Origin of the sequence: Brevundimonas sp. (genome assembly GCF_051858995.1) — a bacterium.
In the GTDB taxonomy this organism is placed as follows: Bacteria; Pseudomonadota; Alphaproteobacteria; order Caulobacterales; family Caulobacteraceae; genus Brevundimonas.
Genome location: NZ_JBHYGN010000007.1, coordinates 475,555 through 490,948 on the forward strand (window position 1 = coordinate 475,555; position 15,394 = coordinate 490,948).

Genomic DNA, 15,394 nt, shown 5'->3' on the forward strand with positions numbered 1-15,394 from the left:
CTCCGAAGCCGTGAATCAAGGCCGCAGCGATAGGCCGGGCGTGACGCAGGGGCAAGCGGAAGCGGGCCTCAGCCCCAGAGGTGGATGGCGTCCGGGGCGTCCCGCGTCTCGACCGGGGCGGCCTCGCCCGCATAGCTGATCCGGCTTTCACGTCCGCCGCAGACGCAGCGGAACCGCTGCGAGGTCCCCGCCGTCGGCCAGTCCCGGGTCGTCGAGCCGAACAGCGTCCGCGCATCCAGCAGGGCCACATGCACGCAGCCCGGCGACAGGCAACGCACGACCATCCGCCCGCGCGACATATCCAACTGAGTTTCGGCCATGATTCCTCCCGGACCTCGACGCTAGCCGCATCGGTCGGTGATTCACAACGCTAAACGTTCTATCTTTGTTCTTGTATCCACAGCCATTATCGGACCAACGTGATGCGAAAAAGGGCGAAGCCATCCGGCCTCGCGCCCTTCCCGATCAGTCCTTGATCTCGGCCGTGCAGGGCCGGTCGTCCGGGCCCGCGGCGCCGTCGCAGCGACGCAGGGCCAGAAGTGTCTCTTCCGTCTCCGTCAGCCTGTTCAGCCCGTCCTCGCCCCGCGTCAGGGTGAAGGCGTCGTACAGGCGACCGGTGGCGGTGAAGGCGCGGAACGACAGGCGGTCGGCGTCCACGTCGATCAGTTGGTACAGTTCGGTATTCTCGGCCGCGCGCACCGGCTGGCTGTCGGCGCGGTCGTTCAGGCCGTACATCTTCGAGCCCGTCACCGAAACCACATAGACCGGTCCCTGCGGACGGCCCGCGTCGCTGTTGGCGCGCGAAGCCTCGGCGCCGAGCGGATCGGAGACCCGGCCGTAGCAGTGGTCATGGCCCTGCAGCACCAGATCGATGCGGCGGGCGTCAAAGATCGGCTTCCAGGCCGCCTTCAGCTCTTCAGTGTCCTCCGGCCGGGCGCAGGTGTAGAGCGGCTGGTGGAACAGGGCGATGTTCCAGCGCGCGGTGCTGGAGGCCAGAGTCTGGTCCAGCCAGCGGGTCTGGCTTTCCAGCCCGCCCAGATCGAGCGCCGCCGTCCCGTCCAGCACGATGAAGCGGACGCCCTGGTAGTCGACGAAATAGCTGGTCTGCTCGACGCCCTGAGCGCCGTTCTCCGGCAGGGCGAACTGCAGCGCCCAGTGCGGCCCCAGCACGCGCGATTCCGTCCCGTCGGCCAGAATGTGGTCGACATATTCGTGGTTGCCGGACGCCGGGATCTGCGGAGCCATGGCGAAGGCGCGACCGCCCGCCTCGGTCCACTCGCCCCATTCGTCGTCATGCACCTTGGTCTCGCGCTGGGCCACCAGATCGCCGGCATGGACCACCAGCGCCGCCGGTCCGGCCTCGCGCAGGGCCGAGCGGATCACCCGCGAGCCGATCTCCAGAATGTCGTTCTGGGTGTCCCCCAGATAGATGAAGCGGAACGGCTGGAAGCTCTCGGCGGCGGTCTGGAACGGCAGCCATTCGCTCCAGCCGTCGGCGGCGCGGACGCGATAGACGTAGCGGGTCGCCGGGGTCAGCCCCTCGAACCGCACCTGATGATAGCGGGCCTCGCCGTTCTCATTGCTGATCGAGGCCGTCGTCCCGGCCACGGTGCGGGCGGTGAAGCCCAGCAGCGGGCCGTCGATCTCGACCGCGATCTGGGCCTCGGCGGTCGCCTGGCGGGTGTCGGTGCGCCAGGCCACGCCCGCGCCCCGCGCCGCGTCGGCGGCGGGCGTCAGCACGATCCGGTCGGCCCAGCCCTTGGCGGCCCAGCGGCCGTTCGGCGCATGGGCGGGCGGCGGCAACGGATCGGGATCCGGCGGCGCCGCCACCTGCGCCATCGACGGCGCGGCGGCGAACAGCAGGGCGCCCATGAGGGCGGCGGCTGACAGCTTCATTGGCGTATCCCCGACTCAATCCTGCGCCGGGGTTAGGCGTCTATTGCGACGGTTTTGTCCGGGTCCGGAGACCCTGCGACAAAACGGCTAGAACAGCACCGCCGGGTTCATGATGCGCAGCGGATCGATCGCCGCCCGCACCGCCTGCATGGTCGCGACCTCCAGCGGCGACTTGTAGCGCCGCGCCTCCTCGGTCTTCAGCCGCCCCAGTCCGTGCTCGGCCGAGATGGAGCCGTTGTAGCGGGCGACCACATCGTGGACGACCTCCGAGCCCTTCATCCAGCGTCCGATGAAGGCGGCGTGCTCCACGCCCGGCGGGCACAGGATGTCGTAGTGCATGTTTCCGTCGCCGACGTGGCCGAAGGCGCTGATCCGCGCCCCCGGTTCGAACCGCTCCACCGCCGCCGAGGCCTCGTCGAGGAAGTCGGCGATGCGCGAGACCGGCACCGAGACGTCATGCTTCCAGCCGCCGCCCTCGGGCTTCTGGGCCGCCGACTGTTCCTCGCGCACCTTCCAGAAGGCGGCGCGCTGGGCGTCGTTCTGGGCGATGGCGGCGTCGATGATCAGTCCGGCCTCGAAAGCGTCGCCCAGCAGCCGTTCCAGCGCCGCCTCCGCCGCGCCCGGCTCACCCGACGCCAGTTCGATCAGCACATACCAGGGCGGCGTCGAGTCCAGGGGCTCGCGCGTGTCGGGGATGTGCTTCAGGGCGAACTCGACCCCGATCCGCTTCATCAGCTCGAACGCCTCGACGCCCCCGCCCGTCTCGGCCTTGGCCCGGGCCAGCAGTTCGATGGCCGCATGGGCGCTCTCCAGCCCCACCACCGCCGTCGCCCGCGAGCGCATGATCGGGAACAGCTTCAGCGTCGCCGCCGTCACTACCCCCAGCGTCCCCTCGGCGCCGATCAGAAGCTGCTTCAGGTCATAGCCGGTGTTGTCCTTCCTGAGCCGCTTCAGCCCGTGGAAGATTTCCCCGTTCGGCATGACCGCCTCGAGGCCCAGCACCAGGTCGCGCATCATGCCGTAGCGCACCACCTGGGTGCCGCCCGCATTGGTCGAGATCACCCCGCCGATGGTCGCCGTCCCCTCGGCCGCGAGGCTCAGCGGGAAGCGCCGCCCCGCGGCTTCCGCCGCCTGTTGCGCCTCCAGCAGGGTCACGCCCGCCTCGACCGTCATGGCGTCATCCAGCGGCGTCACATCGCGCACCGCCCGCAGCTTGCGCGTCGACAGCAGCACCTCGCCGAACGGGATCTGCCCGCCCACCAGACCGGTGTCCCCGCCCTGCGGCACGATCGCCACCCGATGCTGCGCGCAGATCGTCACCAGCCGCGCGACCTCCTCGGTCGAGCGCGGCGTCAGCATCAGGGGCGTATTCCCCTTCCACCGGTTCCGCCACTCCGTCAGCCAGGGCGCGATGTCGGACGGGTCATCGGTCCACCCGCCATTACCGGCGGCGGCCTTGAGGGCGGCGAGAGCTTCAGGCGACGGGGAGGTCATGGCCTGTTGTGGCAAGGGTTGCGGGGGAGCGCCAGATCAATCCGCGTGCGTTCAGTACGTAACGACCCGGCTCATACGACCTTGATGAAACCAGATCAGGCTCGACCGTTCCGAAGCGCCCGACGGGGTCTCGCCCCCCTGTCGCCCGGTAATGAGGAAACCGTAACGGCCCGACGATGCGCACCGACCCATGATGGATTTAACTCCGTCGAACTGATCCAACTCCGCTTGTACGCGCGCACGGTCATCTGCCGAAACATCGCCGAAGGCGCCGCTGATCTCGTCGAGCGTCACAACATGCGGTCGGCCACCAGTTCGCAACCCGAAGGTATGGCGCTGATCTCCACAGTTGAAGGCATAGCGCATCTCGGTTGAACTCGGCGCCACAGGATGCGCGTCCTCGGACAGGGTTTGCACCTGCGCCAGATAGGCCTGCAGTTCATCCCCCTGCTCCGACCGGACGGTCTGCGCGGTCGGAGCGCAGGCCGCGACCAACAAGACCAAACTCGTCAGCATCAGGCCTCGGCGTCCGAGCATCTCAGGATCCTCCACAGCCCCCTCGGCAGGCGGCAAATCCTTGCCCGCCTTCATCTCATCGACGGTCAGGTTCTTGTACTTGTCGCGGTCGGCGTAGGCAAAGTCCCGAGCCCCTCCGGCGGTGTCCTCAACGGTCGGTCGACCAGTGCTCCACGCCCCAGCCCAGAGCGTGTTGATCACCGTCGTCGGCGACCAGTCGGGCCTTCAGCTCATCCGACAGCAGCCGGTCGCCCAACAGGGCGCGACTGAAGGCGAGCAGGTCTTCGGCGTTCGAATAGACCCCGCCGCCGAATAGCTCACCGTCGGATCGATGAACATCGGCCGGTCCATGGTCCCGCAAGTTAAGCTTTTGACACCTCCGCGGCCTGAAGCGGTATTGAAACCGGATGCCTTCTTCCCTCCCCGTCCCCGCCGTCGGCGTCGTCTGTCTGCGCGACGAAACCGTCCTGCTGATCCGTCGGGGCAAGCCGCCGCGCATGGGCGAGTGGAGCCTGCCCGGCGGTCGTATCGAGCCGGGCGAGCGCGCCATCGATGCGGCCCTGCGCGAACTACTGGAAGAAACCGGCGTCACCGCCCGGATCACCGGCCTGCTGGATGTCGTGGACGGCATCTTCCCAGAAGCGGACCGCCACTATGTCCTGATCGACTACGCCGCCGACTGGGTGTCGGGCGAGCCGGTCGCGGGCGATGACGCGCTGGAGGCCCGCTTCGTGCCGCTGGATCAGGTCGAGGCCCTGATCGACTGGTCCGAAACGCGGCGGATCATCGCACTGGCGGCCGCCAGAGACCGCTGAACGGCGAAGATTACGCGGTTGTCATCCGCCCCCGTCCGGTTTCGGTGGCGCGCGCCCGATGGCCTGATACCCTGACGGGAATTGGGAGGCTTTGATGGACTTTTCCGTACTTTTCTTCGTGGCGCTGGTCGTTCTGGCGTTCGTTCTGCTGTTCAGCGTGGTCAAGATCGTGCCGCAGGGCCGTGAGTTCACGGTCGAACGCTTCGGCAAATACACCCGCACCCTGTCCCCGGGCATCAGCATCCTGACCCCGTTCGTCGAGCGCATCGGTCGCCGCATGAACATGATGGAGCAGGTGCTGGACGTCCCGACCCAGGAAGTCATCACCAAGGACAACGCCGTGGTGAAGGTCGACGGCATCGTCTTCATCCAGGTCATGGACGCCGCCCGCGCCGCCTATCGCGTGGACAACCTGCCCTACGCCATCGCCCAGCTCTGCATGACCAACCTGCGGACCGTCGTCGGCTCGATGGAACTGGACGAGGTCCTGTCCCAGCGCGACTCGATCAACACCCGCCTGCTGCAGGTGATCGACTCGGCCACCGAGCCGTGGGGCGTGAAGGCCAACCGCATCGAGATCAAGGACCTGTCGCCGCCGTCCGACATCACCAACGCCATGGCGCGTCAGATGAAGGCCGAGCGCGAACGTCGCGCCGTCGTCACCGAGGCGGACGGCGAGAAGCAGGCCGCCATCACCCGCGCCGAGGGCGCCAAGCAGTCGGCCATTCTGGAAGCCGAAGGCCGCCGCGAAGCCGCCTTCCGCGACGCCGAGGCCCGCGAACGCGAAGCCGAGGCCGAGGCCCGCGCCACCGAGATGGTGTCCAACGCCATCGCCGCCGGCGACGTGAACGCCATCAACTACTTCGTCGCCCAGAAGTATGTCGAAGCCTTCGCCGAACTGGCCCGCAGCCCGCAGCAGAAGACGGTCATCGTCCCGTCCGAGATGGGCGCCCTGGTCGGCACCATCGCCGGCATCGGCCAGCTGGTCGGCCTGGCGCAGGATCAGCAGCAGCAGGCCCGTCCGGCCGCCGCCCCCGCCGCGCCGCGCCCGCCCGCGCCGCCGCGCCCGCCCCGTCCCTCCGTTCCGAGGACCTGATCCATGGACACGCTGATCGAGTTCCATAGCGCCCAGCCGTTCTGGATCTGGCTGGCGCTCGGCGTGATCCTGCTGGCCATCGAGGCGGCCTTCTCGACCGAATGGCTGCTGTGGCCCGCCGTCGCCGCGGGCGTGGTGGCGGTCCTCACCGCCATCGGCCTGCCGCTCGGCTTCTGGGGCGAGGTGGCCCTGTTCGGCGTCCTGACGGGCGCCTCGACCCTGCTGTCGCGCCGCCTGATCCAGAGGGTCAACCCGTCCGACTTCCCCGACATCAACGCCCGCGAGGGTCGTCTGGTCGGTCAGCGGGCGCAGGTGGTCCAGGCCTTCGTCGACGGTCGCGGCCGGGTCTTCGTCTCGGGCGCCGAATGGTCCGCCGAGATCGACGGCGCCGCGCCCCCGGCTGGTGAAAGCGTCATCGTCCAGAGCATCGACGGGCCGCTGCTCAAGGTCCGCGCCGCGTGATCGGCGCCCTGGCGGCGCTCCTGCTGTGGTCGGCTCCGGCAGTTCCGCCGCAGGAGCCGCCGCCGTCCGTCGCCGCCGTTTCGGCCGACCAGGCTCTCCTCGCCGCCTTCGATCCACTGCACAGCCATGTCTGGCGCGGCGCCTCGATCACCGATCCCGGCGTCGTTGACGAGATCACCTTCGAACGCACCGCCGGCGGCCATGCCATCCGCAGCGTCCACACCGTCAACGGCGGCGTCTACACCGGCGAAACCCTGATCACCTTCGACCGCCCCAGCGGCCAGCTGATCAGCTTTTACTCTACCAACGGCGGCTTCTACACGACCGGGACCGTCAAGGTCCTCGGCCCCGGCCAGTTCGAGTTCCAGCAGGTGGTCCATGGCCTGGACGGCGTCACCGAGGTGCGCGCCCAGACCACCCTGACCGACGACGTCTACCGCATCCGCAGCCAGCACCTGATCAACGGCCAGTGGGTGGAGACGGGCGGCTTCGACTACCGCTCCGTTCCCTAGGAGCCTCAGGCCGAGGTCGCCCCCTGCCCGCCGTCGATGCGGTAGTAGGCGCCGGTGATGAAGCTGGCCTTGTCCGAGCTCAGGAACAGCATCAGGTCGGCGATCTCGTCCGCCGTGGCGTAGCGGTTCATCGGGACGCTGGCCTTGAACTTCTCTTCGGCCGCCGCGACGTCGTCCGGCGAGGCGTTCCTGGCGATGTCGTGCACCATGGCCGTGTCGACGCCCGACGGCGCCAAACCCCGCCCCGGATCGCCAGAAAAGAGCGCCGAAATCTCAGCGCTGGTCCATGGCCTCGGCGCACCCGCGATTCGCCAGACCGTCGGCCCGCTCGTTCAGCGCATGCCCCGCGTGGCCCTTCACCCAGTGCCATTTGACCTCATGCCGCGACCGGGCCGCGTCCAGCCGCTTCCACAGGTCGTCATTCTTGACCGGCTTCTTGTCGGCGGTCTTCCAGCCCCGCGCCTTCCAGCCCCGGATCCATTCGGTGATGCCCTGCATCACATATTTGCTGTCGGTGTGCAGATCGACGCGGCACGGGCGGTTCAGCGCTTCGAGCGCCATGATCGCCCCCATCAGCTCCATCCGGTTGTTGGTCGTGTTGAGCTCGCCGCCCCACAATTCCTTCTCGCGCCCCTCGCCCGCCTGCAGGATCGCGCCCCAGCCGCCAGGGCCCGGATTGCCCTTGCAGGCGCCGTCGGTGTGGATGATGACGTGACTCATTCGCGCGCTGTATCAGGTTCGCTTGGCGTCGCGCCACTGAACGGCCTATATGCGGCGTGAATATACACACCGGGTCGCGCATCGACCCGACTGAGGAGATGTCGCCGTGGGTTCTTTCAGCATCTGGCACTGGGCCATCGTCGCCGTCGTCGTGCTGGTTGTCTTTGGCGGTCGCGGCAAGCTGTCGGCCATCATGGGTGACGCCGCCAAGGGCGTGAAAGCCTTCCGCGACGGCCTCAAGGACACCGACGAGAACAAGCCCGCCGACGACCGCGCCGGCGCCCTGCCGCGCACCGACGCGGAAAAAGAAGACCTGAAGTCGTAATCGCGCGCTCGCGCCGGAGAGACTGACGGATGGGTGGTCTGGGCCCCGGCATCGGGGGCATGGAATATATTGTCATCGCCATCGTGGCCCTCATCGTCGTGGGGCCCGAGCGGCTGCCCGCGATGTTGAACAAGCTGGGCAAGCTGGTCGCCAAGGCCCGCAACATGGCCAATGAGTTCCGGCACAGCTTCGACGAAATGGCGCGTCAGTCCGAACTGGACGAGCTCCGCAAGGAGGTCGAGGCCCTGCGCCACGGCCAGACCAATATGATGCCCTTGGGCGCCGAGGCAGAGGCGACCTTCAAGAGCATCAGCGACGACCTGAACCGCCCGCTCGACGCCCCCTCGCCCGCCCCGGCCCTGACCGCTCCCGACGAATGGCCCGACGCCGCCCCGGTGATGGAGCCGCTCGAAGCCGAGCCGGAACCGGCGCCCGCGCCCAAGCCCCGTCGCAAGCCTGCCGCCAAGGCCGCTGACGGCGCCCCAGCCAAGACCGCTGCGCCCCGCAAGACCGCGTCGGAAGCGACCGCCAAATCCACCACCAAAGCTCCGGCCAAGCCGAAGGCGATCCGCAAGAAGGCGGTCGAGCAGTGACGCATACCGACCAGGACGAAGCCGACATCGAGGCGTCGCGCGCGCCGTTGATGGATCACCTGATCGAGTTGCGCGGGCGAATGATCGTCTGCGTGGTCGCCTTCATTCTCGCCTTCATCGGCTGTTTCTACGTCTCCGCCGATATCCAGATCTTCCTGATCAAGCCCTTCCAGGCGGCCTACGCCCTGCACGCCGCGGCCCAGGCCGCCGGCCAGCACGGCGGCAATCCGTTCGAGCTGATCGCAGTCACCGCGGGCTTCCATCACCTGCCGCCGGGCGCCCAGACCGATCTGGTGCTGCAGGCGACCGGTCCGCTGGAACAGCTCTTCACCAAGATGAAGGTCGCCGGCTTCGGCGCTGTCGTGGTCGTCTTCCCGGTTCTGGCCTGGCAGCTTTACAAATTCGTCGCCCCCGGGCTCTACCGCAACGAAAAGGGCGCCTTCCTGCCCTTCCTGTTCGTGGCTCCGCTCCTGTTCCTGGTCGGCGCCGCGCTCGTCTACTTCGTCATGCTGCCGTTCGTGATGTGGTTCTCGCTGAGCCAGCAGATCGCGGCGGACGGCATCACGGTCGAGCTGAACACCAAGATTTCCGAATACCTCAGCCTCGTCACCTCACTGATCCTCGCCTTCGGCCTCTGCTTCCAGCTTCCAGTCGTCACGACCCTTCTGGGCATGGCGGGCATCATCAGTTCGAAGATGATGGCCGAGGTCCGCCGCTACGCCATTGTCGCCGTGGTGGTGCTGGCCGCCGTCGTCACCCCGCCGGACCCCATCAGCCAGCTGATGCTCGCCGTGCCGCTGGTGCTGCTCTACGAAATCTCGATCTGGTGCGTCCGCCTGATCGAACTGCGCCGCAAGAAGGCCGACGAGGCCGAGGGCCTGCCCGCCTGATCGCACGCCGTTAGGCCGACCGTAACGCCCTGCCCCTCACCCTGCGGGTGAAACGGGAGCGTGGACGTGGGCCTTATCGACCTTTCCAACCAGATCATCGGGCGCGGCGAGGTCACCTCCGCCGACATCATGGCCCTGCGCCAGAACATCTTCGGCGACATCACGGTCACCCGCGAGGAGGCCGAGGCCCTGTTCCTCATCGATGAGGGGACCGAGCGCCGCGTCGCCGAATGGCGCGACCTCTTCCTCGAGGCCCTGACCGACTGGCTGATCCGCCAGCAGGCGCCGCGCGGCTATGTCACCGATGAACAGGCGGACTGGCTGATCGCCCGCATCGAGGCCGCCAGGCGCGCCCGCGACGGCACGGAGATCGAACTGGTCGTCCGCGTGCTCGAACAGGCCGACGCCGCCCCTGCGTCCCTCGCCGCCTTCGGCCTGCAACTGGTCACCCGGTCCGTGGTCGAGAACGACGGCGTCATCTCCGCCGCCGAGGTCGAGCGCCTGCGCCGCCTGATGTTCGCCCCCACCGGCCCGGGCCGCATGGCGATCTCGCGCGAGGAGGCCGAGGTCCTGTTCGATCTGAACGACGCCACGCGCGGCGCGGCCAACGATCCCTCATGGACCGACTTCTTCATGCGCGCCGTGGCCAACGCCGTCACCGCCGCCGCCGGCTGGGCCGCCCCGGGCCGCGAGGAGGCCCTGCGCCGCGAGCGCTGGCTGGCCGACCCCGAGGACGGCATCTCTGAGGCCTTCACGCGTGAGCACGGCCCCCTGCCTACCGGGCGGCTGGGGCTCAGCACGTGGGTCGCGCAAGCCTTCGCCTGGGCCCTGCGCGAGCCCTCCGCCGACGGCCTCTACGCCGCCCGCGTGGAAGAGAACGCCCACGCCGCCTCCACCGCCGCCCCGGTCAATGCCGAGGAAGCCCGCTGGCTGATCGACCGCATCGGCCGCGACGGCGACTTCGACGACAACGAACGCGCCCTCATCGCATTCCTGCGAGAGCTTGCTCCGTCCACGGACGAAGCGCTCCAGCCGTTGATTGATCGGCTGGCGGCGTAGGGCCAATCCGTACCGGAGAGGGCGTCAGGGGTCCGGAACGACCCTGACCGTGAAGGCGATCTGTCCCTCGCTCTCCTGACCATCAGTGAGCAGAGGTTTGATCCGTGCTTCACCCGCGGCGGCCAGGGCGTGGGGGCCAAGCTGACCGGACTGGGAACTGTCGGACAGCACTTCACATCCTTCCAGCCGCCCATCCAACGTCGTCTTGCACCTCAAGACGACACGTCCATGCACCTGTCGTGGGAGACGACTGGTGTTGACCTGCGGCGGGCGAACCCAGACGGGCGCTGGAAGAACGGGGCTAACAGACTCCGTGGTCGCCGGTGACGGAGCCGTTGCGTCCTGAAAAGCCACAGCGGCAAGGATGACCATCAGCACGCGGCGCACTCCTGAATTCGGGAGCCATGACCTAACCTGACGCCCCTCAAACGAAAAGAGCGCCCGACGATCTCTCGTCCGGCGCCCTCCTCGATCAGCCCCCGCTGTCGATCAGCAGCTGTAGTACATGTCGAATTCGACCGGGTGCGGGTGCAGTTGCAGCCGCGCGACTTCTTCCTTCTTCAGCTCGATGTAGCTGTCGATGAAGTCGTCATCCATCACGCCGCCCTTCTTCAGGAAGGCGCGGTCAGCGTCCAGGCTGTCCAGGGCTTCCTGCAGCGAGCCGCAGACTTCCGGGATGTTGCCGCGCTCTTCCGGCGGCAGGTCGTACAGGTTCTTGTCGGCGGCGGCGCCCGGATCGATCCGGTTCTCGATGCCGTCCAGGCCCGCCATCAGCAGGGCGACGAAGGTCAGATAGGGGTTGCCCATCGGATCCGGGAAGCGGGCTTCGATGCGCTTGGCCTTCGGCGAGTTGACCCACGGAATACGGATCGAGGCCGAGCGGTTGCGCGACGAATAGGCCAGCTTGACCGGGGCTTCGTAGCCGGGAACCAGACGCTTGTAGCTGTTGGTGGTCGAGTTCGAGAAGGCGTTGATGGCCTTGGCGTGCTTGATGATGCCGCCGATGTACCAGAGGCAGAGGTCCGACAGACCGGCGTATTTGTCGCCGGCGAACAGCGGCTGGCCGTCCTTCCAGATCGACTGGTGCACGTGCATGCCCGAGCCGTTGTCGCCGAAGGTCGGCTTGGCCATGAAGGTCGCCGACTTGCCGTACGAGGCGGCCACGTTGTGGATCACGTACTTATAAAGCTGCAGGCGGTCGGCCATGGTCAGCAGGTCGCTGAACTTCAGGCCCAGTTCGTGCTGCGCCGGGGCGACTTCGTGGTGGTGCTTCTCGGGCTGCATGCCCAGGTCGCGCATGACGCCCAGCATTTCGCCGCGCAGGTCCTGGGCGCTGTCGACCGGGTTCACCGGGAAGTAGCCGCCCTTGTGCGTCGGACGGTGGCCCATGTTGCCTTCCGAGTACTCGGCGCCGGTGTTAGCCGGCAGCTCGGTCGAGTCATAGGTGTAGCCGGTGTCGTGCGGGGCGGTGGACCAGCGCACGTCGTCGAAGATGAAGAACTCGGCTTCCGGGCCGAAGAACACCGTGTCGCCCACGCCCGAGGACTGAACGTAAGCCAGCGCCTTCTTGGCCATCGAGCGGCTGTCGCGGTTGTAGGCCTCGCCGGTGTCCGGGTTCAGCACGTCGCAGAACAGGAACAGGGTGGTCTGCTGGTAGAACGGGTCGATCCAGTAGCCGTTCAGGTCCGGCTTCAGCAGCATGTCGGACTCGTTGATGGCCTTCCAGCCGGCGATCGACGAGCCGTCGAACATCGTGCCTTCTTCGAGGAATTCCTCGTCGACCAGGTCGATGTCGAAGGTGACGTGTTGCATCCGACCCTTGGTGTCGGTGAAGCGGAGATCGACGTAGCGAACGTCCTTCTCCTTGATCTCTTTGAGGATCTTGCCCGCGGCGCTCATTCTTCGAGGTCCTGTTTCTTATGGGGAGGTTGGTCTGGACGACCGCATCGGGAGATACGGCCGGTAGTCCGGGTGATCAGACCGCTTGCGCGCCCGTCTCACCGGTTCGGATGCGAATGACGTCCAGGACGTCAGACACGAAAATCTTGCCGTCGCCGATCTTACCAGTGCGGGCGGCGGTCTGGATGGCCTCGATCACGGAGGGGGCCAGGTCGTCCGGCACCACCACCTCGATCTTGATCTTGGGCAGGAAGTCGATGACGTACTCGGCGCCGCGATAGAGTTCCGAATGCCCCTTCTGACGCCCATAGCCCTTGGCCTCGAGCACGGTCATCCCCTGGACGCCCGCGTCCTGCAGGGCCTCTTTCACTTCATCCAGCTTGAAGGGCTTGATGACGGCTTCAATCTTTTTCATCGGCGTTCCCGGGCGGGCCATCAGTGCCTCGCGCTCGGGCACCAAAGGGACATTGCATTGCACAATAAGGCAAGTGTTTTTCCACCGGTGTCGCCGTCCGTGAACGGAGGAGAGCCGAAGTGACCACACCCCAGTCCGCCGCCGCGCTGCCCGACTGGCGTCCCACCCTGCCCTGGCCGGGTGTCGAGGCCCACAAACACGCGCGCGGACGGCTCGGCGTCGTCTCCGGTCGGGCCACCCAGACCGGGGCCGCGCGGCTGGCCGCCCGGGCCGGTCTGCGCATCGGGGCGGGCGTGGTGCGAATCCTCTGCCCGCCCGACGCCGCCTCGGTCATCGCCCCGGCCATCGAGGCGGTCATGCTGACCGCCTTCACCTCCGACGAGGCGCTCAAAGCGCTGGCCCAGGGCATGGACGCCGTGGTCATCGGCCCCGCCGCCGGGGTCAATGACGCCACCTCCGCCAACGTCCGGGCCCTGGCCGAGACCGGCGCGGCCCTGATCGTCGACGCCGACGGCCTGACCGTGTTCGAGCCCTGGCCGGAGGAGCTGTTCGGCTTGCTGGACCGCGACGACGTCCTGACCCCGCATGAGGGCGAGTTCAAACGCCTCTTCCCCGGCCTGCTCGACAAGGGGCGCGAAGCCGCCGCGCGTGCGGCCGCGAAACGGGCGGGCGCCGTCGTTGTGCTCAAGGGGCCCGCCACCCTCATCGCCGCCCCGGACGGTCGGCTGGCGACCAACGACAACGGCGTGCCCTGGCTGGCCACCGCCGGCAGCGGCGACGTGCTGGCGGGCATGATCGGCGGCCTGATCGCCCAGCGGATGAACAGTTTCGACGCCGCCCGCGCCGCCGTCTGGATGCACGCCGAGGCCGCCCGCCTGTTCGGCCCCGGCCTGATCGCCGAGGACCTGCCCGAGCAACTGCCCGCCGTCCTGTCAGCCCTGTATGCACAGCGCAGCTGAGCCGCGACCCCGCGCCCGGTTCAAATCGTCACCGAACGGGCCTAACAGGGCGCCATGTTGATCGTCCTCTCCCCGGCCAAGCGGCTGGACTTCACCGAAGCCGACCCGGCCCTGCCCGCCTCGGAGCGCCGCTTCCTGGAGGACACCGCCTCCCTGTCGAAGACCGCGCGGGCCCGCACCGTGGCCGAGTTGCGCAGCCTGATGAGCATTTCGGACGATCTGGCCCGCCTGAACCGCGAGCGCTTCCAGGCCTTCCAGCCCGACTCGCTGGACGGGGTGCAGGCCGCCTTCGCCTTCGCCGGTGATGTCTATGAGGGGCTTCAGGCCCGCACGCTGGACGCCGCCGGTCTGGACTACGCCCAGTCGCACCTGCGCATCCTGTCGGGCCTCTACGGCCTGCTGCGCCCGCTGGACCGCATCCAGCCCTATCGTCTGGAGATGGGCACGCGGCTGAAGACCCGGCGCGGGTCCAGCCTGTACGACTTCTGGGGCGACCGCATTTCGAAATGCCTGAACGCCGACGCCGACGGGCAGGACGACCCCACCCTCGTGAACCTGGCCAGCCAGGAATATTTCGGCGCCGTCGACGCCCGCGCGCTAAAGCTGCCGGTCGTCACGCCGAACTTCTACGAGGACAAGGACGGCGACCGCCGCATCATCTCCTTCTTCGCCAAGCGCGCCCGCGGGACCATGGCCCGCTACGCCATCGACGAACGCATCGAGTCGGCCGAAGACCTCAAGAGCTTCGACCGCGACGGCTACCGTTTCGACGCCGCCGCCTCGACGGAGACCGAGTGGATATTCACCAGATCGGGAAATACTTGAGCCCCCCTGTCGCCATGTCGTAAGACCGCGGGTAGAGTCGCAAAGACCTTCCAAGGGGAAACAGCATGTTCCAGTGGCCCAAGCGCGGTGAGACGGCCTCGAAAGAGGGCGAACCCTTCCGCGACATCGGCGATCTGAAGGGTCAGGTCGCGGTGATCTCGGGCTCGACCTCGGGCATCGGTCTGGCGCTCGCGCGCGCCGTGGCCAGCCGGGGGGGCGATGTGGTCCTGAACGGTCTGGGCGACCCCGCCGAGATCGAACGCACCCGCGCCGAGATGGAGGCCTCCTGCGGCGTCCGCGTCCGCTACCACGCCGCCAACATGACACGCGGCGACGAAGTGGCCGACATGGTCGCCTTCGCCAGGCACGACCTCGGCCGCGTCGACATTCTGGTCAACAACGCCGGCATCCAGCACGTCGAGGCCGTCGAGAAATTCCCCGCCGACAAGTGGGAGCAGATCATCGCCATCAACCTGTCGTCGACCTTCTATGCGACGCGGGCGGCGATCCCGATCATGAAGGCCCAGGGTCGCGGCCGGATCGTCAACATCGCCTCGGCCCACGGTCTGGTCGCCAGCCCGTTCAAGTCGGCCTATGTCGCCGCCAAGCACGGCGTCATCGGCTTCACCAAGACCGTCGCGCTGGAGCTGGCGCAGGACAACATCACCTGCAACGCGATCTGCCCCGGCTTCGTCGAAACCCCCATCGTCTCCAAGCAGATCGACGACCAGGCCCGCACCCGCGGCATGTCCAAGGAGCAGGTGCTGAAGGATGTCATCCTCGGCTCCCAGCCGACCAAGAAGTTCGTCACCACGGACCAGTTGGCCGGCATGTTCCTCTATCTGGTTAGTGACCTGGGCGCCTCGGCCAACGGGGCCAGCTTCTCCATCGACGGCGGCTGGACCGCCCAATAGCGCC

The 15,394-nt window shown here is 67.7% G+C and carries 21 protein-coding genes; 11 read left to right on the top strand and 10 right to left on the bottom strand.

Annotated features, from left to right (window positions below; translation table 11 throughout):
- Nucleotides 1-68 precede the first annotated feature (68 nt).
- The 5 genes from ACTIEF_RS07230 to ACTIEF_RS07250 form a co-directional block, all read right to left on the bottom strand.
- Entirely contained in the window at nucleotides 69-320 is a 252-nt protein-coding gene (locus tag ACTIEF_RS07230; RefSeq protein WP_439471439.1) for a hypothetical protein, read from the bottom strand.
- A gap of 145 nt (nucleotides 321-465) precedes the next feature.
- Nucleotides 466-1,896, bottom strand: coding sequence for a fibronectin type III domain-containing protein (locus tag ACTIEF_RS07235; protein ID WP_439471440.1), 1,431 nt, complete (start codon nucleotides 1,894-1,896; stop codon nucleotides 466-468).
- An 87-nt stretch (nucleotides 1,897-1,983) separates the two neighbouring features.
- Complete coding sequence (locus ACTIEF_RS07240) at nucleotides 1,984-3,390, bottom strand: FAD-binding oxidoreductase (protein WP_439471441.1); 1,407 nt, start codon at nucleotides 3,388-3,390, stop codon at nucleotides 1,984-1,986.
- A gap of 51 nt (nucleotides 3,391-3,441) precedes the next feature.
- A complete protein-coding gene (locus ACTIEF_RS07245; RefSeq protein WP_439471442.1) occupies nucleotides 3,442-4,107 on the bottom strand; it encodes a hypothetical protein in 666 nt (221 codons plus the stop codon).
- A complete protein-coding gene (locus tag ACTIEF_RS07250) occupies nucleotides 4,055-4,267 on the bottom strand; it encodes a hypothetical protein (protein WP_439471443.1) in 213 nt (70 codons plus the stop codon). Before ACTIEF_RS07250 ends, ACTIEF_RS07245 begins: the two co-directional genes overlap by 53 nt.
- Before the next feature lie 46 nt (nucleotides 4,268-4,313).
- Here ACTIEF_RS07250 and ACTIEF_RS07255 point away from each other — a divergent pair, with 46 nt between their 5' ends.
- The 4 genes from ACTIEF_RS07255 (at nucleotide 4,314) to ACTIEF_RS07270 (ending at nucleotide 6,791) form a co-directional block, all read left to right on the top strand.
- Entirely contained in the window at nucleotides 4,314-4,721 is a 408-nt protein-coding gene (locus ACTIEF_RS07255; RefSeq protein WP_439471444.1) for an NUDIX hydrolase, read from the top strand.
- A gap of 94 nt (nucleotides 4,722-4,815) precedes the next feature.
- On the top strand, nucleotides 4,816-5,817 hold the full coding sequence (locus ACTIEF_RS07260; RefSeq protein WP_439471445.1) for an SPFH domain-containing protein: 1,002 nt from the start codon (nucleotides 4,816-4,818) through the stop codon (nucleotides 5,815-5,817).
- Between the two features lie 3 nt (nucleotides 5,818-5,820).
- Nucleotides 5,821-6,279, top strand: coding sequence for an NfeD family protein (locus ACTIEF_RS07265; protein WP_439471446.1), 459 nt, complete (start codon nucleotides 5,821-5,823; stop codon nucleotides 6,277-6,279).
- Nucleotides 6,276-6,791 (top strand): hypothetical protein, encoded by a 516-nt coding sequence (locus tag ACTIEF_RS07270; protein WP_439471447.1) that lies wholly within the window; start codon nucleotides 6,276-6,278, stop codon nucleotides 6,789-6,791. Before ACTIEF_RS07265 ends, ACTIEF_RS07270 begins: the two co-directional genes overlap by 4 nt.
- A 5-nt stretch (nucleotides 6,792-6,796) precedes the next feature.
- On the opposite strand, the gene ACTIEF_RS07275 is transcribed toward ACTIEF_RS07270, so the two are convergent.
- The gene (locus ACTIEF_RS07275) at nucleotides 6,797-7,027 is read right to left on the bottom strand and encodes an SDR family oxidoreductase (protein WP_439471448.1); all 231 of its coding nucleotides are present in this window, start codon (nucleotides 7,025-7,027) and stop codon (nucleotides 6,797-6,799) included.
- A gap of 37 nt (nucleotides 7,028-7,064) precedes the next feature.
- Nucleotides 7,065-7,511, bottom strand: coding sequence for a ribonuclease HI (gene rnhA, locus ACTIEF_RS07280; RefSeq protein ID WP_439471449.1), 447 nt, complete (start codon nucleotides 7,509-7,511; stop codon nucleotides 7,065-7,067).
- Nucleotides 7,512-7,617: 106 nt separating this feature from the next.
- Between rnhA and ACTIEF_RS07285 the strand changes: the two genes are divergently transcribed.
- The 4 genes from ACTIEF_RS07285 (at nucleotide 7,618) to ACTIEF_RS07300 (ending at nucleotide 10,378) form a co-directional block, all read left to right on the top strand.
- The gene (locus tag ACTIEF_RS07285; RefSeq protein ID WP_439471450.1) at nucleotides 7,618-7,836 is read left to right on the top strand and encodes a twin-arginine translocase TatA/TatE family subunit; all 219 of its coding nucleotides are present in this window, start codon (nucleotides 7,618-7,620) and stop codon (nucleotides 7,834-7,836) included.
- A 59-nt stretch (nucleotides 7,837-7,895) separates the two neighbouring features.
- On the top strand, nucleotides 7,896-8,429 hold the full coding sequence (tatB, locus tag ACTIEF_RS07290; protein WP_439471451.1) for a Sec-independent protein translocase protein TatB: 534 nt from the start codon (nucleotides 7,896-7,898) through the stop codon (nucleotides 8,427-8,429).
- Complete coding sequence (tatC, locus tag ACTIEF_RS07295; RefSeq protein ID WP_439471452.1) at nucleotides 8,426-9,319, top strand: twin-arginine translocase subunit TatC; 894 nt, start codon at nucleotides 8,426-8,428, stop codon at nucleotides 9,317-9,319. Before tatB ends, tatC begins: the two co-directional genes overlap by 4 nt.
- A 66-nt stretch (nucleotides 9,320-9,385) precedes the next feature.
- Nucleotides 9,386-10,378 carry a hypothetical protein gene (locus ACTIEF_RS07300; RefSeq protein ID WP_439471453.1) on the top strand — a complete coding sequence of 331 codons (993 nt, stop codon included), beginning with the start codon at nucleotides 9,386-9,388 and terminating at the stop codon, nucleotides 10,376-10,378.
- Between the two features lie 24 nt (nucleotides 10,379-10,402).
- Here the strand turns inward: ACTIEF_RS07300 and ACTIEF_RS07305 are convergent, their stop codons facing one another.
- The 3 genes from ACTIEF_RS07305 to ACTIEF_RS07315 form a co-directional block, all read right to left on the bottom strand.
- A complete protein-coding gene (locus ACTIEF_RS07305) occupies nucleotides 10,403-10,750 on the bottom strand; it encodes a TonB family protein (protein ID WP_439471511.1) in 348 nt (115 codons plus the stop codon).
- A gap of 117 nt (nucleotides 10,751-10,867) precedes the next feature.
- On the bottom strand, nucleotides 10,868-12,277 hold the full coding sequence (gene glnA / locus ACTIEF_RS07310; RefSeq protein ID WP_439471454.1) for a type I glutamate--ammonia ligase: 1,410 nt from the start codon (nucleotides 12,275-12,277) through the stop codon (nucleotides 10,868-10,870).
- Nucleotides 12,278-12,353: 76 nt separating this feature from the next.
- On the bottom strand, nucleotides 12,354-12,692 hold the full coding sequence (locus ACTIEF_RS07315) for a P-II family nitrogen regulator (protein WP_141627033.1): 339 nt from the start codon (nucleotides 12,690-12,692) through the stop codon (nucleotides 12,354-12,356).
- A 119-nt stretch (nucleotides 12,693-12,811) separates the two neighbouring features.
- On the opposite strand from ACTIEF_RS07315, the gene ACTIEF_RS07320 reads away from it, so the two are divergent.
- From ACTIEF_RS07320 to ACTIEF_RS07330, 3 genes are all read left to right on the top strand, one after another.
- On the top strand, nucleotides 12,812-13,651 hold the full coding sequence (locus ACTIEF_RS07320) for an NAD(P)H-hydrate dehydratase (RefSeq protein WP_439471455.1): 840 nt from the start codon (nucleotides 12,812-12,814) through the stop codon (nucleotides 13,649-13,651).
- 54 nt (nucleotides 13,652-13,705) lie between these two features.
- Nucleotides 13,706-14,476: a peroxide stress protein YaaA gene (gene yaaA / locus ACTIEF_RS07325; protein ID WP_439471456.1), complete on the top strand. Its 771-nt coding sequence runs from the start codon at nucleotides 13,706-13,708 to the stop codon at nucleotides 14,474-14,476.
- 65 nt (nucleotides 14,477-14,541) lie between these two features.
- Nucleotides 14,542-15,390 (top strand): 3-hydroxybutyrate dehydrogenase, encoded by an 849-nt coding sequence (locus ACTIEF_RS07330; protein WP_439471457.1) that lies wholly within the window; start codon nucleotides 14,542-14,544, stop codon nucleotides 15,388-15,390.
- Nucleotides 15,391-15,394: the final 4 nt, after the last annotated feature.